The sequence below is a fragment of the Candidatus Aramenus sp. CH1 genome, assembly GCA_022678445.1.
Lineage (GTDB): Archaea > Thermoproteota > Thermoprotei_A > Sulfolobales > Sulfolobaceae > Aramenus.
In genome coordinates, this window is record JALBWU010000002.1 from 152747 (window position 1) to 177906 (window position 25160).

General features: G+C 49.6%; 29 protein-coding genes. 17 read left to right on the top strand and 12 right to left on the bottom strand.

From position 1 onward, the window contains the following. Positions 1-101: 101 nt before the first annotated feature. Both MPF33_02430 and MPF33_02435 read left to right on the top strand, forming a co-directional pair. Positions 102-401: a transposase gene (locus MPF33_02430; GenBank protein MCI2414102.1), complete on the top strand. Its 300-nt coding sequence runs from the start codon at positions 102-104 to the stop codon at positions 399-401. A gap of 83 nt (positions 402-484) precedes the next feature. After that, a complete protein-coding gene (locus MPF33_02435) occupies positions 485-910 on the top strand; it encodes a PaaI family thioesterase (protein MCI2414103.1) in 426 nt (141 codons plus the stop codon). A gap of 37 nt (positions 911-947) precedes the next feature. On the opposite strand, the gene MPF33_02440 is transcribed toward MPF33_02435, so the two are convergent. Both MPF33_02440 and MPF33_02445 read right to left on the bottom strand, forming a co-directional pair. Next, entirely contained in the window at positions 948-1754 is an 807-nt protein-coding gene (locus tag MPF33_02440) for a hypothetical protein (protein MCI2414104.1), read from the bottom strand. A 47-nt stretch (positions 1755-1801) separates the two neighbouring features. Then, entirely contained in the window at positions 1802-2455 is a 654-nt protein-coding gene (locus MPF33_02445; protein ID MCI2414105.1) for a DUF72 domain-containing protein, read from the bottom strand. A 74-nt stretch (positions 2456-2529) separates the two neighbouring features. On the opposite strand from MPF33_02445, the gene MPF33_02450 reads away from it, so the two are divergent. Together MPF33_02450 and MPF33_02455 are read left to right on the top strand one after the other, a co-directional pair. Continuing rightward, positions 2530-3861 carry a hypothetical protein gene (locus MPF33_02450; protein ID MCI2414106.1) on the top strand — a complete coding sequence of 444 codons (1332 nt, stop codon included), beginning with the start codon at positions 2530-2532 and terminating at the stop codon, positions 3859-3861. A 60-nt stretch (positions 3862-3921) separates the two neighbouring features. Next, on the top strand, positions 3922-4428 hold the full coding sequence (locus MPF33_02455; GenBank protein ID MCI2414107.1) for a hypothetical protein: 507 nt from the start codon (positions 3922-3924) through the stop codon (positions 4426-4428). A gap of 1 nt (position 4429) precedes the next feature. Here the strand turns inward: MPF33_02455 and MPF33_02460 are convergent, their stop codons facing one another. Continuing rightward, positions 4430-5623 (bottom strand): radical SAM protein, encoded by a 1194-nt coding sequence (locus tag MPF33_02460; protein MCI2414108.1) that lies wholly within the window; start codon positions 5621-5623, stop codon positions 4430-4432. A gap of 315 nt (positions 5624-5938) precedes the next feature. Between MPF33_02460 and MPF33_02465 the strand changes: the two genes are divergently transcribed. Beyond that, positions 5939-6511, top strand: coding sequence for a zinc-ribbon domain-containing protein (locus MPF33_02465; protein MCI2414109.1), 573 nt, complete (start codon positions 5939-5941; stop codon positions 6509-6511). Here MPF33_02465 and MPF33_02470 read toward each other — a convergent pair. Continuing rightward, on the bottom strand, positions 6496-7620 hold the full coding sequence (locus tag MPF33_02470) for a hypothetical protein (protein ID MCI2414110.1): 1125 nt from the start codon (positions 7618-7620) through the stop codon (positions 6496-6498). The two genes, MPF33_02465 and MPF33_02470, sit on opposite strands and share 16 nt — an antisense overlap. Positions 7621-7647: 27 nt before the next feature. Then, a complete protein-coding gene (locus MPF33_02475) occupies positions 7648-8250 on the bottom strand; it encodes a YkgJ family cysteine cluster protein (protein MCI2414111.1) in 603 nt (200 codons plus the stop codon). A gap of 449 nt (positions 8251-8699) precedes the next feature. Between MPF33_02475 and MPF33_02480 the strand changes: the two genes are divergently transcribed. The 5 genes from MPF33_02480 to MPF33_02500 all read left to right on the top strand — a co-directional run bounded on the left by MPF33_02480 (position 8700) and on the right by MPF33_02500 (position 14249). Then, positions 8700-9563 (top strand): xanthine dehydrogenase family protein subunit M, encoded by an 864-nt coding sequence (locus tag MPF33_02480; GenBank protein MCI2414112.1) that lies wholly within the window; start codon positions 8700-8702, stop codon positions 9561-9563. Then, complete coding sequence (locus tag MPF33_02485; GenBank protein MCI2414113.1) at positions 9547-10032, top strand: (2Fe-2S)-binding protein; 486 nt, start codon at positions 9547-9549, stop codon at positions 10030-10032. Before MPF33_02480 ends, MPF33_02485 begins: the two co-directional genes overlap by 17 nt. Before the next feature lie 2 nt (positions 10033-10034). Continuing rightward, a complete protein-coding gene (locus MPF33_02490) occupies positions 10035-12284 on the top strand; it encodes a xanthine dehydrogenase family protein molybdopterin-binding subunit (protein ID MCI2414114.1) in 2250 nt (749 codons plus the stop codon). Positions 12285-12753: 469 nt separating this feature from the next. After that, on the top strand, positions 12754-13494 hold the full coding sequence (locus MPF33_02495; GenBank protein MCI2414115.1) for a hypothetical protein: 741 nt from the start codon (positions 12754-12756) through the stop codon (positions 13492-13494). Next, the gene (locus MPF33_02500) at positions 13491-14249 is read left to right on the top strand and encodes an FprA family A-type flavoprotein (protein MCI2414116.1); all 759 of its coding nucleotides are present in this window, start codon (positions 13491-13493) and stop codon (positions 14247-14249) included. The genes MPF33_02495 and MPF33_02500 overlap by 4 nt, the downstream gene beginning before the upstream one ends. A 145-nt stretch (positions 14250-14394) precedes the next feature. Here the strand turns inward: MPF33_02500 and MPF33_02505 are convergent, their stop codons facing one another. Continuing rightward, entirely contained in the window at positions 14395-15150 is a 756-nt protein-coding gene (locus tag MPF33_02505) for a sulfite exporter TauE/SafE family protein (protein ID MCI2414117.1), read from the bottom strand. Positions 15151-15347: 197 nt separating this feature from the next. Here MPF33_02505 and MPF33_02510 point away from each other — a divergent pair, with 197 nt between their 5' ends. The 3 genes from MPF33_02510 to MPF33_02520 are packed head-to-tail and all read left to right on the top strand — an operon-like array spanning position 15348 to position 18314. Continuing rightward, a complete protein-coding gene (locus MPF33_02510; GenBank protein ID MCI2414118.1) occupies positions 15348-15833 on the top strand; it encodes a hypothetical protein in 486 nt (161 codons plus the stop codon). Positions 15834-15893: 60 nt separating this feature from the next. Beyond that, on the top strand, positions 15894-17489 hold the full coding sequence (locus MPF33_02515) for a serine protease (protein ID MCI2414119.1): 1596 nt from the start codon (positions 15894-15896) through the stop codon (positions 17487-17489). A gap of 36 nt (positions 17490-17525) precedes the next feature. Continuing rightward, positions 17526-18314 (top strand): DUF929 domain-containing protein, encoded by a 789-nt coding sequence (locus tag MPF33_02520; GenBank protein ID MCI2414120.1) that lies wholly within the window; start codon positions 17526-17528, stop codon positions 18312-18314. 105 nt (positions 18315-18419) lie between these two features. On the opposite strand, the gene MPF33_02525 is transcribed toward MPF33_02520, so the two are convergent. Beyond that, positions 18420-18566, bottom strand: coding sequence for a hypothetical protein (locus tag MPF33_02525; protein ID MCI2414121.1), 147 nt, complete (start codon positions 18564-18566; stop codon positions 18420-18422). Positions 18567-18870: 304 nt separating this feature from the next. Here MPF33_02525 and MPF33_02530 point away from each other — a divergent pair, with 304 nt between their 5' ends. Both MPF33_02530 and MPF33_02535 read left to right on the top strand, forming a co-directional pair. Further along, a complete protein-coding gene (locus MPF33_02530) occupies positions 18871-19035 on the top strand; it encodes an aldehyde dehydrogenase family protein (GenBank protein ID MCI2414122.1) in 165 nt (54 codons plus the stop codon). A gap of 347 nt (positions 19036-19382) precedes the next feature. Further along, the gene (locus MPF33_02535) at positions 19383-19799 is read left to right on the top strand and encodes a universal stress protein (protein MCI2414123.1); all 417 of its coding nucleotides are present in this window, start codon (positions 19383-19385) and stop codon (positions 19797-19799) included. Here MPF33_02535 and MPF33_02540 read toward each other — a convergent pair. From MPF33_02540 to MPF33_02560, 5 genes are all read right to left on the bottom strand, one after another. After that, positions 19796-20416: a 2,5-diamino-6-(ribosylamino)-4(3H)-pyrimidinone 5'-phosphate reductase gene (locus tag MPF33_02540; protein ID MCI2414124.1), complete on the bottom strand. Its 621-nt coding sequence runs from the start codon at positions 20414-20416 to the stop codon at positions 19796-19798. The two genes, MPF33_02535 and MPF33_02540, sit on opposite strands and share 4 nt — an antisense overlap. Before the next feature lie 30 nt (positions 20417-20446). Beyond that, on the bottom strand, positions 20447-20851 hold the full coding sequence (locus tag MPF33_02545) for a hypothetical protein (protein ID MCI2414125.1): 405 nt from the start codon (positions 20849-20851) through the stop codon (positions 20447-20449). After that, on the bottom strand, positions 20826-21383 hold the full coding sequence (locus MPF33_02550) for a hypothetical protein (GenBank protein ID MCI2414126.1): 558 nt from the start codon (positions 21381-21383) through the stop codon (positions 20826-20828). Before MPF33_02550 ends, MPF33_02545 begins: the two co-directional genes overlap by 26 nt. Before the next feature lie 117 nt (positions 21384-21500). Next, the gene (locus MPF33_02555; protein MCI2414127.1) at positions 21501-22409 is read right to left on the bottom strand and encodes a hypothetical protein; all 909 of its coding nucleotides are present in this window, start codon (positions 22407-22409) and stop codon (positions 21501-21503) included. Positions 22410-22512: 103 nt separating this feature from the next. After that, the gene (locus MPF33_02560; protein ID MCI2414128.1) at positions 22513-23520 is read right to left on the bottom strand and encodes a potassium channel family protein; all 1008 of its coding nucleotides are present in this window, start codon (positions 23518-23520) and stop codon (positions 22513-22515) included. 356 nt (positions 23521-23876) lie between these two features. On the opposite strand from MPF33_02560, the gene MPF33_02565 reads away from it, so the two are divergent. After that, complete coding sequence (locus tag MPF33_02565; protein MCI2414129.1) at positions 23877-24737, top strand: sulfite exporter TauE/SafE family protein; 861 nt, start codon at positions 23877-23879, stop codon at positions 24735-24737. Beyond that, positions 24727-25110: a DUF1634 domain-containing protein gene (locus MPF33_02570; GenBank protein MCI2414130.1), complete on the top strand. Its 384-nt coding sequence runs from the start codon at positions 24727-24729 to the stop codon at positions 25108-25110. The genes MPF33_02565 and MPF33_02570 overlap by 11 nt, the downstream gene beginning before the upstream one ends. The last annotated feature ends 50 nt before the right edge of the window (positions 25111-25160 follow it).

Genomic DNA, 25160 nt, shown 5'->3' on the forward strand with positions numbered 1-25160 from the left:
TCTCACCTCACCAAGACTTTGTGGTCTCTTGGCGTCTCCACAGTTTACTTGGGCTATCCTTACTTCATTCCTAGGATAAGTGTAACAAGTTTACTTCAAATTTGGTCTTTTCGCAAGTTGGCGCGTTAGCGAACAAGTTTTACGAGCACGGCGTAAAGACGTACCTAGTTGTTGAGTACAATACCTCGCGTTTCTGCGCTTACCATAACGTTAAGGTTGGCAGAAATCCCAGGAGTGTCGTTAACTGTCATTTTGGTCGTAATTGTCCTTTTGGTCGTAAACTTCACAGCGACGTCAACAGTGCGGTAAACATTGTGAAACTTGGAGTGAAGAAGATTGTCAACGCTTTGGCTCTTTCCTTTCTCTTCACATCACGGGGTATCTCCTTTAAGGGGGAGTAACGCCTTAGACCTAGGCAGAACCCTCGCAGGGAGGGGAGTAGGTCAGAGTTGACCTTTTTTCCTTCCCCTCATACTTTTCGTTTATGGACGTTCACAAAATTTTACAACACGAAGAACCCTTCTTCAAGTTCTTGGGCCTAAAGGTCCTAGAAGTGAGGGAGGGCTTCGCGAAGTTGGAGCTGGAGTACAAGGACGAGCTGACCAGGAGAGGGAGGGTGCTCCACGGCGGAGTCATAATGTCGTCCATTGACTACGCTGGGGGGATCGCTACAATGACGGTCAACAACGGAGTGGATCAAGTCACGCAGGAGCTCAAGGTGAACTTCTTGGAGCCTATGTACAAGGGGCCCTTTACGGTTGAGGCTAACGTAGTGAGGAGGGGCAGGACTGCGGTGGTGGTCGAGATAAGGTTCATGGACTCCGAAGGAAGGCTGGGGGCAATCGCGTTGGGCACGTGGTACATCTTGAGGGAAAAGAGAGTCACGGGGAATAGGGAAGGAGAAGCGTAAAAAGCTTTGACAAAAAAGATTAAGCCTTGAGCGCCCCTTAGAACAGGAAGATGTATATTAGCCTCGTAAACGCGTGGGCAAGGAGGAACATAGCTTCGTAGCCTGAGTCGCCTAGGCTTACGTTAGTGGAGACCAGGGTCATGGACAGAGTTGAAGTGCTCACTACGGTGTGCGTCTTGGTCGTCCCCATGAAGCTGTACGTAGTGGTAGTGGTCTTAGTGGAGTTGCTCGTCAAAGAGTACAGGATTCCGGTGATGAAAGTCTTGGCTAGGGTTTCCTGATGCCCCTCACTGTCTACTACCAGGCTAGCTCCTAGGAACGACGCGTTAAGTTTTGACGTGTAGGTCTTGGTCAGTTCGTACTCGTGACCTAAATACGTGTTGTCATTGAAGGATATCATTACTAGGCCCACGGGTCTGTAGTTAACGTGATAGGTTACATTCAAGAAGCTGGACGTGAAGTTATCGGTGAATGCTTTAGTGAAGTTAAGGAGTTGGGTCAAGTTGAACTTCTCTATTGAGCTGACGAGGCTCTCGTTGCTGTAGTACGTAAACGTGTAGTTGACGCTGTGGAAAGCCGAGTAGCTGAACATCCCGGACACGTTTACCTCCTTTGTGCCCACTACCTTTATCTCGTTTAGGTACTTACCGGAGGACGCCAGCGTTGAGTTTATCAACAAGGTCCCGACCAAGCTAGTGGTGGAGTTGTAGTCTTTGGAGTGGGTTTGCGACACGTAGACTACCTTGTACTCTAAGTAGGAGTATGCACTCCCCGTCTGGGAGAACGCTAACGGAGCCAGCAACAGAGGTACTATGAATAGCAAGACTAGGAGTGACTTGCTCATATCTCTATGTTAAGGGGCACAGGTTATAAACGTTTGCCAAAGACCTCTTACATACCGCGTAAGATCTCCACCATCTCCCTAGCGTTCTCTAGCATGAAGTGGTCGTTGTTGAAGAAAACGTAGATGTCCTTTGGCTTGAGTTCAACGACTTTCTTTGCCACCTCTACTAGTTCCTCCCTCGAGTACTGGTAGTTGTACCACTCCTCCCTACCGTGCATCCTCAAGTATACCTTGCCTGTGGTGTTAAACAAGTAAGTCCCCATGGGGGAGTCTATCGACACGACCGTGCAGTCAAGGGGAGGCATGTTTTGGAACCAGCTCTCGTGTCTGAACTCCACTGCCATCCTTTCCCCAAGAAGGGAGGCGAACTTCTCCACCCTCTTCACGTTCTCCTCGGTCATCTTGAAGCTGGGTGGCATCTGGAACAAGTAAAAGTCGGGCTTCAGCTCCTCCATCAGCGAGAAGAACCTATCCCAAGGTTGCGTGTCGCTCAGCCTCTTGACGTGAGTGATGTACTTGTGGACCTTCACTGCCCACTTTACGTTGTACTTGCTCCATCCCTTAACCTGGTTCTTGAAGGGGAAGCGGTAAAAGCTCATGTTCAGCTCCACCGCGTTTAGCCCAGAGTTCTTAACGTACCAGTCCAAGCTGTTGCCCTCGTTCCAGTCGTACGTCCAGCCGGAGGTACCTACAAATATCATAGGAGTTATAGGAAAGGGTAGGATAAACGCTTTGTTGACCAAACCGTTATTACCTTTCCCTCGAGTTTAGAACTATGGACTGGGAGAGACTGGGGGAAAAGTTCTACAGTTACGACGAAGAGGTCAAGGACGCCGTCTACTTTGTGCTCAAGTCCAGCGAGAGGGAGGACAGACAGTCTAACGTGATATCCTTCTTCACTGGCGTCGGGAGGGCGCTGGACAAGCTAGACGCCGAGTGGATTAAGAGGTTTGCGAGCGAGTGCGATGACTATCCACCAATATGCGAGGGGATAGCCAGGGGGATGGCGGGGCTCACGTCTTTAAGCCACGACAGGGTAGACGCGCTCCTTTCCTCTAGAACCAGTGCAGTGTTCGTCCTCTCCAAGGTGGACTTGTCTAATCCCTCGTTAAAGGATCTGGTATTGGGGGCAATAGACAGGGTCAAGGACGAGAGGAACCTCGGAGAAGTGGGGAGGAATTTCGGCCAGAACTTCCACAAGGCGTTGAAGGAGGTGAGGGAAAAGGTGGGCGTCCTCCTCTCAAACCCCTCCTTCGCCTACGAGTTCCTCAAGGTTGTCAACTTCTCCTACTTCTCCGATATCTACAACTTCTCTGGGGAGGTCAACGAAGTACTGGGGGAGAGGATACTACAGCTAACCGACTTCCAGAGGAGGAAGCTGTTGCAGAAGAGCGATAGGTGGCTGGGAGCTGGCGTGGGGAAGGTCTTTGACTCCCTCCCCTTCGAGCTGAGGAAGGTCGTGATAGAGAAGTTCAGCAACTACAGGGAGTTCGCGTTAGGACTCATAAGGTCGCTGGACTTGAACGACCTCTCAGACGAGGAACTGCAGACAGTGATGTCCTCCTGCCTAAAGGACAGCGACCTCTCCTTTCTCTTGGGCAACAGCCTAGGCAGGAACTTCCCTTCGCTTAACGAGGACTTGAAGTCCCTTGCAGAGGAGCTCTCCTCAAAGAGCGTGGACGTGGCTAGGGGTCTGGGAAACGGATTCTCAGTCCTTTTCACGAGGTTCTTCGATTTCTACTTCTCAAGGGACGTGAGCGAGGAGGACGAGGTAAGGGTGATGCAGATAGCTTTGAACAACGAAAACGTTGCCAAGGAGATGCTAAGGAACATGAACTTCCTCGCGGTGAGGAGGAAGGACTTGTTGCTTAAGCTTATACTGAAGCACGTGGAGTTCGTGGACGACTTCTTGAAGGCTGTGGGCAGGAGGATAGGAGAGTTCGAAGTAGAGGACGTCTTTAAGCTGAGGGACCACCTCAGGGTAATAGGGAGGCTCTACTGCGAGAACATTCCCTCCCTCTCCCCAGAGAAGAGGAGGAAAGTGCTCGAGAAGCTAAATGACCCTGAGTTCTATCAAGGCTTCGTTGAGTGTAACAGACTCTCTTGATTTTTATCGCCCTCCAGTCCAACGCTTAAGAGTTATTTTCTACGAAGGGAAATAGATCTTATGTGCGATTACAAGGTCGTGGAGATAGAGAGACCTGTGAGGAACGTCAGTAAGGTGGCCCTTATACCCAGGGAGGAGTTCAACAAGTTCTCGCAGGAGAACTACTTGAACGTGCTGAGGTTCACCAAGGAGAAGCTAAACATGAGCAAGAGCTACTATTATTACATCCTGGAACGCCTTAAGGAGTTGGGACTGATTTTCGAGAACGCCATCAACTTCAAGGCAGTCATACCCTTCCTAGTGGAGGACGGCTCCCTCAAGGTAGACAAGAGCATGATGTACGTTACCGGTAAGTACTTGATCTTCATGGATTCAGGCTCTTCGCGTTTTTCGTGTGGTAGCTGTCCAGTGAGGGCCCTCTGCTACTACGGCCTAAAGAGGGTGGCAAGCGAAATAGGGTTTAAGGTAAAGGGGAACTGCACCTTAAGCGTCTTGTGGGAGAGGGCAATAATCACTGTGTTTAACAACGTGATGTCGAGGGCAAACTCGCTGGCCTTGGACTACTGAGCTACACGAAGTGCCTTATTAGCTTCACTACCTCCTCGTAGCTCTTCCTCCTGCAGTCTATCCCATAGAACCCCTTGCTTTCCAAGACCGAGAAGAACCTACAGCCACCCACGCACATTGGTAGGAACTCGCAGTTGTCACACTTCCCCCTCCACACGTTCCTGGCCTCTCTGCCCGTGAACTTTCCGTTGAACTCCACAGTGCCGTCCTCCCTCAGCTTACCCTTAACGTAAAGGGGGTTCCCAGTGAAGGCCCAGCAGGGGTAGACAAGGCCCTCAGGATCCACTACTATGTCCTCGTCTACGTGGGCTACGCATATCCCCAGCCTAAACACCTCTTGCGGTATCTCAAAGCCCTCCTCCTTGGCTATCTCCCAAACCCGAGAGAGCACCTTCCCCTCCTCTTCCTTGGGCATGACGTTCTCCCAGTACTCGTTCCTGAAGACGTTCTCGTGTACTATGTGGGGGTCAACCCTTACCTTGGTAATGCCCTGTTTCTTGAGGTGGGCGAAGAGGTCCCTTACCTCCTCGACGTTCCTGTAGTCCACGTTCACCCTAAGTACCACGTTGGTGTGGTCTTGGGCGTAGGCTAAGTTCTTGACTATGACGTCGAACGAGCCCTTCCCTCCGACGAAATACCTCCTCTTGTCGTGTACTTCTCTAGGGCCGTCTAGGGTTATTTGCACGTGGGATAGACCTAGGGAGTTCAACTTGTCCAGTACCCAGGGCGTCAGGAGGGAGCCATTGGTCACGACGCTAAAGGAGTAGTTCAGGTCTGACAACTGCTTGGAGATCTCCTCTATCCTCCTCATCTCTAGGAGGGGCTCTCCGCCGAAGTATGTGACCCTTACCCTGCTCTTTGCGTTCTTCCTCACGTAGTTTACGAATCCCCTCACCACCTCGTCCCTCACTCCGCCTTTCCTCCTGAAAGCCTTCTGGAAGCAGTAGACGCAGTCGAAGTTGCAGTCGTAAGTCAATACTAACGTGGGCTCTAGGACGTCCTTCTTCACTAGCTTTTCTGGGTCAAAGTCGCCGTCGCTAAAGCCCTCCTCCACTACCTCGCGGAGGTTTGGCGGTATCTCTCCCCTCCTAAGGGCGACCATTTCCTCCTTAGACACCCTGATGGCGTAACCGGTTAAAGTGTTGAAGACCACGTTATAATCGTAAAGAAAAACGTTGAATTTAGAGAGTTTCACTCCCCTTCCACCTCACTGTCCCCATGAAGGGGAGTAGTTGCACCTTCCCATTTTCCTCTCGATCTTGACTACTTTTCTTTCCATGGGAAAGAGATACATGCTGTGGATAAAGGCATATCACTAAACAGTCCAAGGCGAGAAACGTGAAACCTTGTTAAATCTGAGCGAGACGTTAGTTTGACCTTTTAATCGACGCATAGACAGAAGGTGGTGGCCTGAATGCTATGCAGGGTATCGTAAAGTATCTGGGCTTTTACGTTTGGCTCCGATTTCAAACCCTTCGTATTTAAACCTTCGCTGGTACTATAAAACATAATGTCAAACCCTTACCTCTACAACGCCGTCTGTAGGCCAGTTGGTTTGGGCTCAAAAATAGTCCAACTGAGGGTAGGCCACCAGCTAGACATGAAAGCGTTGAGCAAGGACCTTAAGGTGCTCTTTAGATCCCAGGGTTTTACAGTGTACACAATCTACAGTCCTAACGTGTTAGTCCTGCAGATCCACGCTTTTGGGGTGAGGGGGCACTACTACACAGTGAAGGTATGTCAAAGCGGTGGCGTCGTCCTAGTTGAGGCTGGGATAACTAACGGGAGGGTGCTGTTAGAGGAGGCAGGAGTATCTTCCGCAATAGGGACTATTTCCGACCTACTTCTGCACGACAAGCTGGTAGCGTTAATATCTGGGGCCTTTGCAGGGGTTGACGTGGCAAGCGTGTTGGGAAGTTACCAACAGGAGGAGGCGATAATACAACAAGTAATTAACACCATATACTCTTATGGTGTTCAGCCAAGTAATGTTCAGGCAAACTCTCCCCGTTGTCCCAACTGCGGTCAGGAGGTTAAGGAGTACTTCAAGTTCTGTCCAAACTGCGGTTACAGGCTAAAGTAAGAGCGAACAAGCAGGAGAAGGAACTTGAAGAAGTTCCTCCTGAGGTTTAGCCTCTTTAAGTACTCTCCCTTGGTCTCCGCGTTCTTCCTTAAGACGTAGCCGGCGACCCTTGCAAACTTAAATCGGAGTAACCCCCTGTTATGGAGCCAGCACTGGTAGAGCACTTCGTAGTACTTAGGGGTACTGGGCAAAGGGATCAAAATAGACTTAAAGCCAATGTACTCAGTCACCTTCTCTTCCTCTACGTATATGGTAGGGTAGATGAAGTTCTCGTTGAGCTCCTTAAGTACTTCTCTCTCAATCTCTTCTACCCTGCACGAGCTCCGCTTGCTAAGGAGCGCTGGAGACCTCCAGTTTCGTTCGTTTAGCCCCAGGATCTTCCTTACCGCCTGGAGGTCCACATTAGCTGAGGACTCCTGGGTTATGTGGGAGAAGTAGACCTCTCCGTACTCCTTTGCAGTCCTCAGGAGGACTTCGAGTCCCTCGCCGTAAGAGAAGAGGTCGTTGGAGATCAAGTTCACCCTCCCCCTTCTGGACTGAACCCTCAGCTCTTCCTTCACCACGTTCATTGGTACCCTTCTCTCGCCTCTTATTACCTCTACCTCCGATAGGGAAGAGGGCGACTTTATTGGAAAGAACCTCTTCGCCTTCTCTCCGTAGACTACTTTGGGGAACTCCCCTTGACGTAATAGCTTTGGAAGGGTCTCCTCAGCCTCTCCCACGAATACCGTGTCCACCCAGTCTGGAGGGTCTAACGCCAGTTCCCAGCTCCCTGGTCCCCCAACTATAACCTTAAACTTCCTTCTCAACACCCTTAGCCTCTCTGAAAACATCCGGAAAGCCTCAACGTGGAATGGAGGATCTCCGAAGACCTCCTGAAGCCCCCTGGAGACCTCTGTCATCCCAAGCGGGTCGTTGACGTATACCCCTAGGACTCCGCCAGGGAGATTCTCTAGGGACTCTGGTCTAACCACTTTAGCTCCTGCTATTGTCTCTATCTTCCTAACTCCGTAGGGCGGGTACTTGTTCTTTCTGTAAAAAGGTGGAATTAGCCTCCTTGGAAGTGAGGAATACGAGTAAAAGGTGCCCTCGTCAGCTGTGATGAACACGTCAGTTACCCTATGGGAAACCCTCGTTTATTTTCTTTTCTCTCCGCCGAACCTCTTTACCAGTTCCTCCAGAAGTTCGAGGGGAGAAGGTGCCCTGCCCAGACCTCTTTCCATTTCCCTCGTTACCTCGTCCACTACCTCTTTTACCTTCTTACCTGCGATACAGTAGTCGGGGACCATGAACGAAGGTATGCCTCCAGCGTAGTTGTCAATTACCTCCTTTTGCTCGTCTTCCGTAGAGAAGGGAAAGGAGAGGCAGGCATAGGGCTTGAAGTTGTGTATCTTGCACTTCCAACCGTCTTGGTAAGGGCAAGGTCTAGGCAGAAGGTAAAACTCGCCCTGCTTCTTCAGTTCCAGCTTTGGCATCCTAAGTTTCATCTCCTCGTAGTCAAAAGGGAAGACAGGGACTGGGTTCCCCGACCTGCAGCACTTCCCGCCGCACTTCCTGCAGTACTCACTCACGTCTATCAAGGAGTTCATGGCTATTTGATATACTACAGAGTAAAGGGCGGGCTTCACTTGCGGGATACCTAGGTAAGGTCTCAGAGCGTCAAGTAAGTCCCGAAAAGCTTTAACATCTCCCTTCAAGGAGGACTTTGTGAGTTTGTTAAGAAAAATGACGTCGATCATAAAGTGAGAGTAGGATTTTCAAAAAATAAACCTTGTTTCAAAGCTGAAGAGCCAATCGAGTCCACCTATTTCACGATAGTTTTCCGAGACTAGAACCTCGTCTTGTCAAAGCCTCGATTTGGGAGCTCGTTGTTTAACGTTGTTGTAGATCAACGCCTTCACGATTACCAACCGTGATCATCTAGTTTACCTTCACGGTCAAAGTAACGTATCTCAGAGTCTCCACGTACCTCCTAACAATTATAGCTGATTATAAATATTTATAAATAAACATAATATCTTTTATTACATAAAAAAGGTTACTCTGTAAATCGTAAAGTAAACTAGGCATCTCAATTTCATGTTGCAAGAAATTTTCGAAAATTTCTTGAAAATTTAAATAGAAACTCCGCTTTTATCTAAAACATTTCTCTTTATCGGCTTAAATCGATACTTCGCAATTACTATATATGTACCCGCCGGAATTTACGTATGTGAGGGCGGACAACTTAAGTGAAGCCCTCGACTTTCTCTCTAGCCACGAAAACTCGAGGCCGTTGGCGGGAGGACAGAGCCTTCTTCCAATGCTGAAGCTCAGGGTAATACAGCCAGACTACGTAGTGGACATAGGTAGGCTCAACGAGCTGAAGTACGTGAGGAGCGTGGTGGAAGGGTTAAGGATAGGGGCTCTAACAACTTACAACGAGTTGTTGAAGAGCGACCAAGTAAAGGTATTGGCACCCCTCCTTTACCAAGCCGTGAAGACAGTTGGGGACTTCCAAGTGAGAAACGTGGGGACCCTAGGGGGCTCCGTGTCCCAGGCTGACCCCGCCTCCGACGCTCCAGTGGCGTTAACAGCCTTGGAGGCGGAATTCACGTTGTCCTCAAAGGGAGGTAACAGGGTGGTCAAGGCGACGGAGTTCTTCCAGGGTCCCTTCACCACGTCGTTGAGGAGCGATGAACTGGTGACAGAGATCTCGGTGCCAGCCCTAGACGGCTACGTTGTCAAGTACAGGAAGGTTGTCAGAAGGGCAGGGGACTACGCGTTGGCTTCAATGGCGTTGGCGGTAAAGCTGAGGGGAGGGGAAGTGGAGGACATGAGGCTTTCCCTTGGAGGCGTGCACGACAGGCCTTTTAGGGCGTTTGAGGTGGAGAAGATGGTGATTGGCAAGAAGCTCGACGAGAGTCTGGCAAAGGAGGTAGCGGAAAAGGTATCCTCTCAGATCAACCCTCCCTCAGATCACAGGGGTGGCCCATGGTACAGGAGGGAGGTAGTGAAGCTCATGGTCGAGAAGGCCTTAATGGAGGTGAAAGCAGGTGTTGGTGGTCAATAAGGGGGAGAAGGTCAAGGTAAGGATAAGGGTAAACGGCGTGTGGTACGAGAAGTACGTAAGCCCGAGGATGTTGCTTGTGGACTTCCTGAGGGACGAGCTCAACTTGACTGGCACTAAAGTGGGTTGTGATACGACAACGTGTGGGGCATGTACCGTCCTCTTGAATGGAAAGTCCGTGAAGTCGTGCACTGTTCTGGCAGTGCAAGCTGATGGAGGTGAGGTCACTACGATAGAGGGGTTAAGCGTGGACTCCAAGTTACATCCCATACAAAAGGCTTTCGAGGACAACTTCGCCCTCCAGTGTGGTTTCTGCACTCCCGGGATGATAGTACAGAGCTACGCCCTACTGAAGGAGAACCCGAATCCCACGGAAGAGGAGATAAGGGACGGGATACACGGCAACATATGCAGGTGTACTGGTTATCAGAACATAGTTAAGGCAATACAGGACGCCTCTAGGAGGATGTGAGGATGAGCTACGTAGGTAAGCCCGTAAAGAGGATGTACGACGACAAGTTCGTCACAGGCAGGAGCACATACGTCGACGACGTGAGGGTGCCGGCGCTCTACGCTGGCTTTGTCAGGAGTCCCTACCCGCATGCCAGGGTGAAGAGGGTAGACGCAACAGACGCGCTGAAAGTCCCTGGAATAGTCGCGGTGTTCACGTCGAGGGAGATAAACCCCCTATTGAAGGCAGGAGTTGGTATCCTTACGCCATACTTGAACCCCAGCGCCTTTAGGTTCAAGGAGAGGAAGGCGTTCCCAGAGGACAACAAGGTCAAGTACGTGGGCGAGCCAGTAGCCGTAGTAGTAGGGGAGGACAAGTACGCGGTAAGGGATGCAATAGACAAGGTAGTGGTAGACTACGAGCCGTTAAAGCCAGTCCTCAAGATGGAGGAAGCAGAGAAGGATGAGGTAATAATCCACGAGGAGCTGAAGAGCAACGTTGGTTACAGGATACCCTTTAAGGCGGGGGACGTGGAGAGAGCGTTCAGTAAGGCCGACAAGGTCATAGACGTGGAGGCGATAAACGACAGGCTAATTCCCAACCCAATGGAACCAAGGGGGATCTTAGCCAACTACGACGGCACGACGCTTACGGTGTGGTATTCTACCCAAGTGCCTCACTTCGCCAGAAGCGAGTTCTCCAAGGTCTTTGGCGTCCCTGAGAACAAGATAAGGGTGATAATGCCCGACGTGGGAGGTGCCTTTGGAAGTAAGGTCCACATAATCCCCGAGGACCTCTCTGTCATTGCCTCCTCAATCCTCCTGAGGAGGCCAGTGAGGTGGACTGCCACGAGGAGCGAGGAGATGATCGCCAGCGAGGCGAGGAGCAACGTGTTCAGGGGACAAGTGGCGATCAAGAAGGACGGTACAGTGCTCGGCATTAAGGGCAAGCTACTTCTCGATCTGGGGGCTTACCTCACCATAACTGCAGGGCTCCAGCCAATGATAATACCCATGATGGTCCCAGGGCCGTACAAGGTGAGGGACGTAGAGATAGAGAGCGTGGCAGTGTACACTAACACTCCACCCATTACCATGTACAGGGGGGCAAGCAGGCCAGAGGCGACCTATATCATAGAGAGGATAATGAGCTACGTGGCTGACGAGCTGGGCCTAGACGACGTTACCGTGAGGGAGAGGAACCTCATCGACCAGCTGCCCTACATGAACCCATTTGGGTTGAAGTACGATACTGGAGACTACAAGGGGTTGTTAAAGGAGGGATTAGAGAGACTAGGTTACTTCGAGCTGAAGAAGTGGGCCGAGGACGAGAGGAAAAAGGGAAGGAAAGTAGGGGTCGGAATGGCGTTCTACCTTGAGATATGCAGTTTCGGTCCATGGGAGTTCGCTGACGTAAAGATCAACGAGAAGGGAGAGGTCACTGTCATCACCGGCATAACCCCACACGGACAGGGAACGGAGACGGCTTTGGCGCAAATAGTGGCTGACGCGTTCCAGATACCCATAGAAAAGGTGAGGGTGATATGGGGAGACACGGTAGTGGTTGAAGGGAGCTTCGGCACTTATGGCTCTAGGTCTGTCACGATTGGCGGTTCAGCAGCGCTAAAGGCGTCGCAGGTGATCCTGGAGAGGATAAGGAGGGGAGTGGCAAAGCAGATGGGAGTGGACGTGCAAGAGGTTGTTCACGAAGATGGCGGGTTTAGGCTCAGGGACGGCAGGAAATTGAGCTGGGAGGAGGCAGTGCAACTAGCGTTGAGGAGCAAGGAGAACTTGACGGAAAAGGTGTACTACGAGAACGACGTGACCTTCCCCTACGGCGTCCACGTAGCTGTAGTGGAGGTAAGCGACGAGGGAATAGCCAAAGTCTTGGAGTACAGGGCATACGACGACATAGGGAAAGTCGTGAACCCTGCGTTAGCTGAGGGACAGATACACGGAGGAGGTACGCAGGCTGTAGGGCAGGCGTTGTACGAGATGGCGGTACTGAACGAGAACGGTGGGCTTTCAATAACCTACGCCGACTACTACGTGCCAACTGCCGTGGAGGCACCAAAGTTCACCTCCGTGTTCGCCGAGAAGTACCATGCCTCCACTTACCCCACGGGGACAAAGGGAGTAGGGGAAGCTGCACTGATAGTTGGCCCCGCCACCATAGTCAGGGCACTGGAGGACGCGGTGAAGGCCAGATTCACCAAGACTCCCGTCACACCAGTGGAGATCTACAAGGCTATGAAGGGGATAAGGGAACGTTAAAGGGCTTGACGAGGGTTTATTCCAGGATTTTTTAACCTTTTAAGAGTAAACTGCCTTGACGCCTTATGGAGCTAACATCATAACTCCTAATACGTTATTCCCCTCCCCACCTCTTTAATGGATGTCTTGTTCTTACGTTCTCTGGCCTCTACAACTGTACTAAAACCTTGATATGTCCATTCTTATGGGTTTTCTCGCGCATCATTTTAACCATAATTTTAATGAAAAACATAAAAACCTTACTCAGTATTTAAAGGTGAAGCTTAATATTTTTCTGTCATGAGGCTGTTTGAGTCGAAGAAATACCTCGTGTTATACCACATTCCAGGGATTGAGTTCCTCAGCGTAGTCTGCAACAGCGTCCTAAGTACCATATGGGCCATAACTAAACTGTGTTAAAGTTCTCGACGGGATATCTTTATATGCAATTGATAAATAGAAATTAACACGATAATAATTATTAATGATTGTGTCGACTGTCTTAGGCTCAAAGAACTTATACCCGGCGTTCCAGTGGTTAAGCGACGTCGGCAACGTCATATCAGTAATTCCTAACGTAGTAAAGGTCGAAGGGAATAAGAGAGTAGAGCTCAAGTTTACTAGATTATTATTCTTCTCTTTCGAGTCCACGTTTGACATTTCTTACAGTGTAGTAGGGGAAAAAATGGTGGAATACAAGCTGGTCGACCAGAAGGGGAACCAGATTAAGATCTTCTTCGTGGAAAAGGACAATGACAAACTCGAAATCCTCATTTCGTATGACGGGGAAAAAGCGTGGATAGTGAGGAAGGGCCTTTCCAAGATCTTAGAGGAGATAAAGAAGGGGCTAGAGAATGAGTTATCGAGAGCAGAGATAAGGTCCACTGCAGAGGATTACTCCCAGAAACTGGGCAAGATATCTAACATCTCCAAGATAATTATGAAGTCCAAGCTAGCTAACACGGAGGTTATCTCAATAAAGGAAGGGGGACTTATAAGTTACCTTGAGTCCGTGATCTCCCAGTACTCTAAGTACCCTGTCATATATGTGTCAGGGACAGGAGAAGCAACTTTTAGAGTGCTATTCATACAAGGAGAGCTTAAGGGAGTCTACGTAATGATTCACGAGAACGAACACTTCGACGAGGAGTTCCTCAACAGGCTCTCGGGCGAGTTCAAGGTTAACGTATACGTTGCCCTGTCGCCGCAAGTTTTAGAGGTGATAAAATGACCAAGGTGCACCGTCCTTACGTATTATACGAGGAAGGAGACCACAAGTTCGTTTGGTTAGGCCTTGACGAGTCGGAGTACGAGAAAGGCATCCTAACAAACCAGTACTTGATAGTAGATGGGGACAAGGGCGTTCTCCTGGATCCTGGCGGGTATTTCGTTTTCGAAAGAGTTTATGAGAACGCAAAAGAGTTCGTCAAGCCGGAGAACGTTGTGGCCATCCTCTACTCTCACCAAGACCCAGACGTCATCGGGTCGCTTAACCTTTGGTTAGACGTAACCCCTAATGCCAGGATTTACGTCTCGGCCCTCTGGGAGAGGTTCCTCCCCCACTTAGGGACTGACAAGATAAACGTCACGGATATACCGGACGAGGGGATGGAGATTCCAATAACTGACGGTTTCAGCGTTACAGCTGTTCCTGCCCACTTCCTCCACTCTCCAGGGAACTTCCACTATTACGACAAGAAAGCTAGGATCTACTTCTCTGGAGATGTAGGAGCCGCGGCCTTCCCTCCGGGGAAGTGGTACTTGATAGTTGAGGACTTCGAGGAGCACAAGAAGCTCATGGAGCCCTTCCACAGACGCTACTTAGCTACTAGGAGAGCGCTGGAGATATGGCTAAAGAAGGCGAAAAAGCTCGACATTGACGTCATAGCTCCGCAGCACGGCTCTGTCTTCCTCAAGGAGAACGCCAAGAAATTCTTAGATTGGCTGGATAGCCTAGACAAGGTAGGAGTAGATCTCATGAGTTGACGCCATGAGTTTTCATTGACTCTTTAGAATGAATTAGTTTTTTGTTTAACGTGATGAAGCCGCGCTTTACCTACGGGTGAGGAGTCCCTGCACTCCTGATAAATAAGAAGACAAACCTCGCCCTTTAGGGCGGGGAGTAGGTCAGCTAGATCACCTTGACCAGTTCACTGATCGACGTTAGTACGAAGACGCTCCCTAGGAATGCGTAGATTAGGGAGGGCTTTGCCCTGTTGGCGAACTTGGCGAAATAGTACCCGGAAGCCAGTGCCACAACCCCTATTACGACAGACGCGTACAAGTTCACCCTCCCCGAGAGGGCGTAGGCAATAGTCCCGCTTAACGCTGAGAGGAGCATGGCTAAGGTCGCCGTGCCTATCATCTTTTTGACGTCAATAGAGAAGAGGAGCATCATCACAGCTATGAACATTATCCCACCGCTAGCTCCAAGCGTCCCAGTGACTATGCCCACCAGGACTGCCAGTACAGGCGCTACAGCGTAAGCAAGCCTTCCCAAGTCCAGTTTGTTCAAGTTTAGTCTAGGGTTTCTGGACCTTCTAAAGGACATGTATGCCATGACAGAAGTGAAGACAGTAAATGCCCCCTCCAGTGCTCTCTCCGGCACTACGAAGGCTATCTCGGAGCCCAGTTGTGCCCCCACTACTGCCCCCGCTCCCAAGAGGGCAGAGAGCTTCACGTCAACGTTTTCGTGTTTAAAGTACACGAAAATGACCGACAGAGTGGTTATGACGTCCACGAGGAGGCTGGAACCAACGGCCTCCTTAAAGCTTAAACCGAGGTATGACAACGCTGGGACAACAATTAGCACGCCGCTTGAACCAGTTATCCCAGTAAGGGCACCAACAGCCACGCCTATGAGTATTAAGACGTAAAGGGGTACCATACCCAAGATGCGTCAATCTCGTCTTTTAGAGTTTTCTTCCCTGTATTGATTACCCAGCGTAGTTAGTCGTAACTTCTACTCTGACAAAGACGTAGTATCTCTCTTGGGCCTTTCCTCGTCTGTGGAAGGAATCCACAATCTCACCTACAGCCCATTTCTGTGGAAATCTTTTTATTCTAGTTTTACAAGTTTTACATATGAGTCAAGACAGCAACGAAAACAAGAAAGAGGAAGAGAAGAAGACAGTCACAATCAGGGGAGTAGATCAAGAACTCTACAACAGGCTGAACGAGTTGGCCAAGAGGACAGGGAAGACCGTCGGAGAGCTCACCAATCAAGCATACAAGATTTTCTTAGGGGTCACAGATACGGCTAAAAAGGTCGCCATAACTGCTGTAGAGAGCGGCAAGAGCCTGGTTGAGGGATTCAAGGAGACTGCAGAAATAGTGACGGTCTCTGACGTGGACGAGATAGAGATAACCAAGGACGAGATAAGGGGCCTTGATAAACCAGTAGCATTCAGGAACGTAAAAAAGCTAGTATTTGTTGGGATAGACGACAGCGACCTAGAAAAAATAAAGGAGATTGTTGGGGTAGACGAAGTCGTAATACCCAAAGGAGTAAACAAAATAAAGCTACTGCAGAAGTGCAGAATGGTAAAGAGGGTTACTCAAGCTAGTTAATTTCAATCTATGAAATGATTTGGGGAAAAAAATTTTAAAAGTGAATTTAGCTTTTTTAATATGAAGTATAGTAAAAGTATCTTTATAATAGTAATGATAATTTTGATAATAATTGCAGGTATTTCGGGATTTTTAGCTGGGAAATATGCTTCTCCTAGTAAGAACTCTGCGACAACTACAGTAGAAAATGTTACCTACGTGAAGCAAGTCTCCTCTAGCGACTTCTTTCCTCCAGCTGGAGTGGGTAACACAGAGGACTACTTAATCAACCCTGTGTTTCCAGCCCACACAATAGCGGGGCAATACGCCTATGTCACTCAAGGTAACGGTAGGGTATTCATAGGCGGGCTCTACTACACAGGAAACGGCTACTTGGCTGGGGCTAAAGGGGCAGCCGTTGTGGCGTCAATGCTAGCCTATCAACCGTTAACCCAGTACGACTACTACTTGTACATAACCGCGCCTTCTACCATAAACGTAGGGGGAGCCGTGAAAACCGACTCTGCCACGGTGATGTACTTGGCATCAATGTTGGGACAAGTAGCTAACCTCAACAAGTCCATGTACTTCCTAGGAGACGTCGGACTAGAGGGTTATATGTACTCGACCGGGGTGGTGTACCAGAGGATAGTCCAGCTCTACCAAGGGGGTATATACTACCTAGTTGTCCCCCAGATGATGGCGTTAGCGGAGGGGCAGAACTTCCAGATGGCGGAGCATTTCGCTAAGGAGCACAACATAACCCTTCTCACAGCCGAGTCGATACCGCAGATGTACCAGCTGGAGACCTCCTATTCCCTGTCCCAACCAGTGGGCTACATGGACCTCCAGTACAACGCCTCTGTGGGATATCAGTACTTGTCCGCGATATACCACACTCTATTGAACGAGAGTGCTAACCAGACTGCCAAGGAAATGGCGAAGAAGTACTGGGCTCAGGCAGAGAGTTTGGCAAACGAGGGCAATTACACCGCCTTTTATTTCCTCCCAAACCCCGCAGTGTCAGCGATACAAGTACTATACAACAACAACTACAACCTGTCGATGGAGGTACAGAGGGCAGTTGGCTCTGCCATTTCCTCAATGGATTTGTGGAAGATAGAGACTGCGGCCGAGGCCGATTACTTGTTTGGCTCTGGCAACTTGTCAGAGGAAATCTTGGCAGAAGCGTGGGCATCCCTTAGCCTGTCGATAAACGTAGGTCCAACCATAACTCCCTATGGTCTTTACCAAGGTCTTTACAACGAGTACGTTACTGACGTGTACGCAGCAGAGTACTACGACGCAGTTACTGGTTCCAACTACGGTAACGTCACTTTGCTTAACGACGTGTTGAAGGACCCCAACGTGGTTTATGACTACGGCTTCTTCTCTAATTACTACTCCCAGCTGGCGCTGAACTTCAGCTACTACTTCCTAAAGCAGCTCAACTCCACGTCTCAAAGCGTGGTTAAGTCCTCCATCTATAGCTACATGGTAAACGAGGACAAGGCCTTACAGGACGCTGCAGCCTACTACGATGCCCCTTCAATAGTAGGAGAGATAGCGATAGAGTACGGGACCTCCGCACATAACTTAGCCTACCTTTACCTTGCGATGCCCTTCGTTAGGTTCACCATGAACACCGAACAGCTAACGTGGTACGCCTCTGTTTAGGAAAAACCTTTTAAATCTTTTTTCTGTATGAATGTAATGAATAAAACGATAATTGCACTGGTTATAGTATTAATAGTAGTGTTAGGAGTGGGGCTTTACCTTATTCAGTCCCGCGCCAACTCCCCTAGGATCAACCAGACCCTTATGGGCAAAACTGAAATCCCCTTCGGGAAGTTCGTCAAGGTGAGCAACCAAGACTATGCTCCTCTAGGGAAGGTGGAGATATTTGAACAGTCGTGGATTGGGTGCCCCGTGGGGGCTGTAGCGTCTTGGGCGATATTCATAATAATCTCCCATTACGGCAACGTCACCTATTACACCCACTACTCCGACCCCTACGACAAGGTTGCGCCAAACGTTCCAGGGATAATATTCGAGGGGTTCAAGCCAAACTCCTCCTTGCTGTTTGACGTGGTGTACACTTACAATGAGTACTTGAACGCGACCCCCAATGGCGTCCCAATTCCTGAGAGCCAACTTGTGCAGGTTGGGGAACAGGAGCTGGTACAACAGTTACCTCCCAACATCTCAAGCCTCATAATAAAGTACGAGACTCAAGTGCCCGTTCAGGGCTACAACAACGCCTCTGTTTACATAGTCTCTCCTCCACACCTAAACTTCGCCCTAGTAGTCACGGGACCTAACGGCACATACATTTTGACGACGCCCCTCATAAGCCCCAAGGCCCTTGAGGGCTACAACGTATCCTACGTCATGAGCCACATGTACAATATAACCGCCCTCGTCCAAGGGGCCCAGTACCTGCAAGAGGTGATAAACGAGGCGTTCGGTAGCTCAACCCCTGTGGTAAATTGCGTGTCCTGAGATCTGCATAGACCACTATATTTAACTGGGATTAAGCAAATAAGGCAATCTTTTTTCTTCCTAAAGTATAAATTGTATTCATGGTTTCGTAAACTAGGAATACCATCAGAGGTACTTGGAGGGGGCAGAAAGGAGGATTTCCAACAGGGAGTATGAGAGGTCATTGGAGAGGGTAAGGGAGCAGCTGGGGAAGTAGTACCTCCTTTTGATTGGCGGGGAGGAGGTTAAAGTAAACGACAGGTTTGAGGTCAAGTCTCCTTTCGACGTGACAGCCTTGGTGGGGAAGTTCAGAGGGCGGGAACAGGGGAAATAAGGAGTATAATAGGGGTAGCCAAGGATAGTTTCAAGCCTTGGGGGAACACGGAGTGGCAGGAGATGGTGGAGCTGGCGTGTAGGGTAGCGGAGCTCATGAGAAGGCAAAAGTTCGAGCTAACCGTTCTCATTACCTGGGAAACGGGAAGAACAGGCTGAATAGCGTGGCGGAGGTGGCCGAGGACATATACTACTTCTACTACTATGCCTACCTGCCGAGGAGAATAGAGGATATGTGAGGTCTATGGAGTCCAAGATGTACAAGTGGGAAATGGCCTACAACGTCATGAGGCCCTACGGTGTATGGACAGCAATCTCGCAGTTAAACTTCCCCTTAGCCATAACCACTTCCATGATCCTGGGCGTAGTCATCACGGGTAACACCGTTGTGCTCAAAGCCCTCTTCTGACGCTGTGTTATCTTCCTTCAAGCTAGTAGAGGTCATGAGGAGGGCAGGGTTCCCCAAGGAGGCGGTAAATTACGTTACTTGCCAGGGGAAGTCTTCGGCAAGGAGACTGCGGAGAACAAGGACGACTTACCACCAGCTCGCTTCCTGCGAGGTTATGACACAAGTTATAAGCTTTTTGGAAGGGGATGAAAGGAAAAGTCCACAGAGGAAGCGACAAGGACTTCGTCAACTTTCGGCGTTTATGAAAGAAATTTTTTATTTTTGAACATCTTCTTTTGTACATAATTTTAGAAAAGAGACAGAAATATTTAAATTTCCATAAAGAGAGACAATATTAGTGACAATTCTTGTACAGGAGGATATTGGTGGGATACGATGGATCTAAGCAGGCCCACAAGGCCCTCGAGACTGCGTTGGCGTTGGCCAAGTATTTTGGAGCGAAGGTGACCGTAGTGGAGGCTGTCCCACATCCTTTGGACTCCCCAGAGACGTACGTGAAAGAAGACGTTAAGACCAAGGAGAAGATAATAAGGCATAAGGAGGAAGTGGAGTTGCTTGGCAGGACTCGCGGAGTTAAAGTAGAGTACAAGGTAATCAGGGGTAGCCCTACGCTCGCCTTGTCCAAGGTAGCCGAGGAAGAGAACGCCGACTTAATAGTAGTAGGGAACAGGGGGATCAAGGGAATAAAGAAGCTCTTCGTGGAGAGCGTGTCATCAAAAGTAATGGAGAGCTCGAGGAGGTCAGTGCTAGTAGTGAAGGACTAGGCTCTCCTGTACACCAAGTGGATCTCGTTCTTGCACTCGCAAAGCTTAAAGTCGACTAGTTTTAGCCTTGGGGCTTCTTCCCCGTTGAACCCCTCCCCTTGTGCAAGGCTTACGCCGTTTCCAAAGACCCTTGGGGAGACCGTCACCCTAATCTCGTGGTAAAGCCCCTCCTTAACGAGGCTCCATATGAGTTTACCTCCCCCCTCCACCATGACCTTCCTTGCTCCAAGTGCATAGAGGTCCTCAAACACGTCCTTGAGCTGGGAGAACCGCCTAACCTCAACTCCCCTCTTCACGAACTCCTCTTGGGACTTGTCGGACTTAGTGTATACGACTGTCCTAGGTGGAGTGGAGAAGACCTTGTATGATGGGTCTAGGTTCAATGACTCGCTCACCACTACTCTTATTGGGTCTTTTTCCTTCTTGGCGTACTTTACAGTCAAGGAGGGATTGTCGACCCTCACCGTGTTCCCCCCAACCACGATGGCGTCTGCTTCTGCCCTCAACTGGTGTTGCCTCTGCTTGTCGAAGGGACAACTCAACTCGCTGTACCCAGTCCTTGTGGCGAGCCTGCCGTCGATGCTCACTGTGGAAAATATTATAATATACGGTAGCACTTGAGAGAGGTGGAAGGGAGGGAAAAAAGTTCATCTGTAGCAGTTTCTGAAGAAGCTGTACAAGTAGCCGACTAGTACAGAGGAGAGGCCGAAGCTCACCTCAAAGGAGGAGAGCATTAGGTACGTCAAAAACTGAACCCTAAAGAACAGGAAGAGGAGTCCAGAGGCCCCAGCTAAGGCCACCGCAGATAGGTTCGCTGTGGCCAATGCTTCAGGGAATATGAGGCCTGTCTTCTTGCTTAAGTGGAATAAGTAGAGGGAAAGTAGCCCCGTCACTAGGGCTAACGCTATATGCATGACGAGGAGTGGAGTGCTCATTTGAGCGTCTATCTTCCCGTCGTCTGCCAACGCCCTCAAGAGGCCCAGCACGAAAGTCCCGGCTAATGCTACTAGCCCAAAGAAGGAGAGCCTATAGGCCTTGCTTAGCCCATTCAAGCTCCATCACCTTGCTCTCCGCGGTTAGGTCTATTCTCGCCCTCATGAACGTTATCCTCGACACAACAAGCCTCCTGACCTCTTCCAAGACGCTGTTCCACGCCCTGTCTAAACACTCGTTCCTCAACTTAATCCCCGCCTCCCTAGCAAGGGACTTAATACTCTTTAAACACGTCTCAACCACTGGGCAACTACTACAATTATACACGTCGAACTTGGGGTTGTAGTACACGAGCCTCCTGTCCTCAGTCAAGTAGAGCAGGCCCTCGCTTACGTGAAACCCTCCCTCGTCTACAGTGAAGGGCAATACGGCCTTAAACGATATGGCGTTGTCCAAGAGGAGCCCGAGCTCCCTCAGCTTTCCCACAATGTAGTAGAAGTAGCTCTTGCTTATTTCCTCCCACTTCTTGTCCGTAGCTAAGACCCTAAAGTAGTTCTCGTCGCTTAACTTCTCGAAGTCTTTCTCGTTAACTAGCAGGACATCTCGGAAGAGCACTGGTCTACTTACTTCAGCAGTCCTTATTATGCACATGGATATATTCTCTTTATTCCCAGTTTTTTACTGTTATCAATAATTGGGTTTCTAGCTTGACATTAACTTGGTTTAATTTTTATTATCTTATTTTTTTATTTAGTTTTTATAACTAGATTAACTTAAGTATTTTGCTGAAATGCCTAGCTTTATTGTCCTCCAAGTGAAGTTGTCCTTCACTAGGTAGACGAAGTAGAGGACTGCAAACGCCGTAAACGCCGAGGAGAGCTCTAGGTTCAAGAACCTGGTAAAGTAGGACGTGGCCAAGAGGAGGGGGATCGGGAACGCCTTTTGGTAGTTATACCTTGAAGTGGAGTAAGTTATACAATTGAAGAAGTAGGGCATCATGACGCCCAGGACGAAGGCGTGCAACCCTTGGCCTAGGAAAAGGGAGGCGGAAGTGGTGGAGATTGAGGCTGAAAGCGTAGCCATTGCTGTGGCGTTCGCCCTTGGCCTACTGTCGTACAAGAGCCACGCAACGTAGCCCAATACCGGCACAACGGGGTACTTCACCACTAGGACTGAGAGTAGGAGGAGGGAGACCTGCTTTGCCCCAAACTTTGGTTTAAAGCCCATAGTTGCTGAGAAGACCCCCACGTTGACCCCGAGGAGGTACAAGGTCAGGGGAAAGAGCAGTACCTCGTAGTTAGTGGGGAACAGCAACCACGCCACAAAGGACGCAAACGGGGAAGAGAGCACCAGTACGTTGACGGGAAACTTGGTGCCGTACGACTTCGTGTCCTTAAACCCCCAAAGCTCTGTGACCCCCAAGGAGGCAGAGGCGAGGGCTTGGAAAGGATAGAGGGGGACTGACAGCAACGCCAGGGTGATGACGTGGCCCAAGATGTACTTCCTCGCGGGAAAGAAGAGCCTGGAGATCATGCCGAAGAATACCGCGTAGCTCCCAACCATCATGAAGTACGGATGCAGGCCCAAAGATATGGTGGCGCCACCTAGTGCCCAGTACGCTAGCCCGAGCGCCAAGTAAGGGACGTTAACACCCCAGGGTTCTATTGCTTTTTTCACGGTTGAAAGTACCAGAGAGACTTTAAAAGCTAGATACCTAAACTTTTTGCCTCCTTAGCCGCGGTGGGTTGCTCGCTGGTGGCTACCACACTCTGCCCCATGGTCACTCCAGTAGGGCAGAGAGCTTCTTGAACTTTGAGGGGTCTCCTAGGACGAACAACGTCTCCCCAGTATCTACCTCGGTGTCCCTGTCGAAGTAGGGGTCCAGCTTCTCGTTCCTCAGTATAGCTATTGGTATAACGCCGTCTGGGAGGTCCCTCAGCTTGAACTTGCTCTTTGCCTTAAACACTGCAATGGCGAACTCCCTGTCCTTGCTGGAGAAGATCATCCCAGCCAACTGCTTTGATACTGAAGCCGAGGCCATCATCCTCCCAACCACCTCCTCAAACGGGATGATGATGTCAGCGCCAGCAGTCTTCATGACGTCGACCATTGAGGAGTCGTTTACCACGGTCACCACGGTGAGGGGCGGGTTGAGCTTCTGCACCTTTAGCGTTACGAGGAGGGTCTCCGCGTCATCGTCCATGGCTATAATTGCGGACTCCGCCCCCATTATCCCCGCGGTGAGGATGTTCTGGTCTTCCTTAGGGTCACCGAGGATGACCTTGTCGTTCTTTATTTGGTTGTAGATGTCCTTATTTCCCGTCACTACGATGTAATCCTTTCCCAGTTCTTCGAGCTTCTTAACAGCAGAGAGCACGCTCTTGGAGTTTCCCAAGACGACTACGTGTCCCTTCATCAGCTTTCCTCTCCACCTGGCCCTAGCGTCTATCCAATTGTTTCTATTTAGCAATGTCGAGATTAAAGTTTGCGCCATGCTGGCGAAGAGCCCTACGCTGAAGATAATGGTTATGGTGAGGAGGAGCTTCTCCTGTGAGGGCATTTCGTTTATGTTTGGTGCGTAAAGGCCAACAGTGGTTATGACGTTAATTGCGGCGTAGATTGCTGATACCCAGTCGAGGCCTTGGTAGTAGACGAAAATTAAGGCAATGGAGTAGACGACTACGGAGAGTATGATTAGCTGAGGGTAGATCTTCCTTATCACGGAGTAGGGAGCGGCAAAGGTCTCGACAACGGGTATAAACAGCTTATTCCAGAGCTTTTCCTTCATTAAGTAAAGCTCTCCCTTAGCTTTTTAAACCTTCTTCGTCTACGCTCATAATTTGTGGAGTTCAAGTAGCGAATCCCCCTCTACATAGAGGTCACGTAAGGGTTGCTCATGGCTTTGTCGGTACTACTTTAGGTATTAAGTGATGGGTGCTATTGAATCAAACCCTAGGTTCCACTAGCATTACAACAGTTAAGGGCTTAGCACTCCCTAGTATCGCATGAGGACTGTGTGTACTACAAAACCCGTGTTAGGTTAACCAGGACAGCCAAGAGGCCCTGACTGTTGTAGTACGTGTTTGCAAGAGAGCTGTGGACTACGTAAATAGTTTTAAAAATCATAGTACATATTACTCACCCATGCTACTATCAATAGAGTTTTTTATACTAATAATACTAATAAGTGCGTTAAGTGGGGTTCTAGGTGCCTTAACGGGTTTGGGGGGCGCCACTTTCCTTGTACCCATCTACTCACTCTACTTGGGGATCCCCATAGTGTACGCCTCGGGCGCGAGCCTGATCTCCACTATAGCCACATCTAGCGGAGCCGCAAGCGCCTACATAAAGGACAGGATAACCAACGTCAGGATAGGCATGGGGCTAGAGATAGCGACTACTACAGGGTCAATTGTTGGCGCGCTTACAGTAGCCTTCATTTACTCACACCACCTTGAGTATATCATCTACATAGTTTTTGGAGCAGTCCTCCTGTCCCAAGTCTACGTGCAGCTCCAAAGGTCCAAGTTCGAGCTACCCAGAGGATTCAAGCCGGATTGGACGACAAGGGTCTTCCAGCTCTACGGCAAGTACTACGACATAGTCCTTGGTCAAGAGGTCGAGTATTTTGGGGTGAGGTGGTGGCTCGGGGAGATAATCATGTTCTTTGCTGGATACATCTCGGGCCTCCTTGGTATAGGGTCTGGGGCATTAAAGGTCTTAGGCATGGACTGGGCGATGAACCTGCCAATGAAGGTAAGCACCACCACCAGTAACTTCATGATAGGTGTTACTGCGGCTACGGGAAGTTCCATATACTGGATCTTCGGGTACATCCAGCCGTTCCTGGCTGCGGGCACTGCAATAGGGGTGTTAATAGGGGCCTTTATTGGCACCAAGATCTTGGTGAGGGTGAGGAACAAAACCATTAGGTACGTGTTCACTCTCATATTGGTCTTCTTGGGAATCCAGATGATTCTCAGGGGGTTAGGCTATGGATTTTAACGACTTAATTGGTAACGCCTTAAGGATAGGAGTGATAATTAGTAGCGCGTTCATTATATTGGGTTCGGTGTTGCTCTTTGTCATGGGCCACTCCAACAGTTACACGCTCTCCCAGATATCGTCTCCTGAGTCCGTAGTCAACACGTCCGAGTTTCCACCAACCCAAGTTATCAAGGGGGTAGAAGACCTCCAGCCCCTGGACGTAATTTTCCTAGGCCTAATGATCTTGATAGCAACCCCAGTAATCAGAGTGGCCTTAGGGATAGCTCAGTTTGCGTCTGAGAGGAACAAGCTCTACACTGTCATTACGGCAATAGTGTTCTTCAACTTGATGTTTGCCATATTCATTTTACCACTCCTTATAGGGAAGTGAAAAGAAAGGCACAATAAAGCCCTCTTTCTTCTAGTCTCTTTCACGGCATA

Coding starts and splice junctions, on each gene's coding strand:
- MPF33_02500 (MCI2414116.1), top strand. CDS start 13,491: ATGACCAAGGTGCACCGTCCTTACGTATTATACGAGGAAGGAGACCAC.
- MPF33_02530 (MCI2414122.1), top strand. CDS start 18,871: ATGGAGTCCAAGATGTACAAGTGGGAAATGGCCTACAACGTCATGAGG.
- MPF33_02565 (MCI2414129.1), top strand. CDS start 23,877: ATGCTACTATCAATAGAGTTTTTTATACTAATAATACTAATAAGTGCG.
- MPF33_02455 (MCI2414107.1), top strand. CDS start 3,922: ATGTGCGATTACAAGGTCGTGGAGATAGAGAGACCTGTGAGGAACGTC.
- MPF33_02505 (MCI2414117.1), bottom strand. CDS start 15,150: ATGGTACCCCTTTACGTCTTAATACTCATAGGCGTGGCTGTTGGTGCC.
- MPF33_02570 (MCI2414130.1), top strand. CDS start 24,727: ATGGATTTTAACGACTTAATTGGTAACGCCTTAAGGATAGGAGTGATA.
- MPF33_02475 (MCI2414111.1), bottom strand. CDS start 8,250: ATGATCGACGTCATTTTTCTTAACAAACTCACAAAGTCCTCCTTGAAG.
- MPF33_02560 (MCI2414128.1), bottom strand. CDS start 23,520: ATGAAGGAAAAGCTCTGGAATAAGCTGTTTATACCCGTTGTCGAGACC.
- MPF33_02480 (MCI2414112.1), top strand. CDS start 8,700: ATGTACCCGCCGGAATTTACGTATGTGAGGGCGGACAACTTAAGTGAA.
- MPF33_02465 (MCI2414109.1), top strand. CDS start 5,939: ATGTCAAACCCTTACCTCTACAACGCCGTCTGTAGGCCAGTTGGTTTG.
- MPF33_02510 (MCI2414118.1), top strand. CDS start 15,348: ATGAGTCAAGACAGCAACGAAAACAAGAAAGAGGAAGAGAAGAAGACA.
- MPF33_02490 (MCI2414114.1), top strand. CDS start 10,035: ATGAGCTACGTAGGTAAGCCCGTAAAGAGGATGTACGACGACAAGTTC.
- MPF33_02445 (MCI2414105.1), bottom strand. CDS start 2,455: ATGATATTTGTAGGTACCTCCGGCTGGACGTACGACTGGAACGAGGGC.
- MPF33_02520 (MCI2414120.1), top strand. CDS start 17,526: ATGAATAAAACGATAATTGCACTGGTTATAGTATTAATAGTAGTGTTA.
- MPF33_02435 (MCI2414103.1), top strand. CDS start 485: ATGGACGTTCACAAAATTTTACAACACGAAGAACCCTTCTTCAAGTTC.
- MPF33_02450 (MCI2414106.1), top strand. CDS start 2,530: ATGGACTGGGAGAGACTGGGGGAAAAGTTCTACAGTTACGACGAAGAG.
- MPF33_02440 (MCI2414104.1), bottom strand. CDS start 1,754: ATGAGCAAGTCACTCCTAGTCTTGCTATTCATAGTACCTCTGTTGCTG.
- MPF33_02550 (MCI2414126.1), bottom strand. CDS start 21,383: ATGTGCATAATAAGGACTGCTGAAGTAAGTAGACCAGTGCTCTTCCGA.
- MPF33_02515 (MCI2414119.1), top strand. CDS start 15,894: ATGAAGTATAGTAAAAGTATCTTTATAATAGTAATGATAATTTTGATA.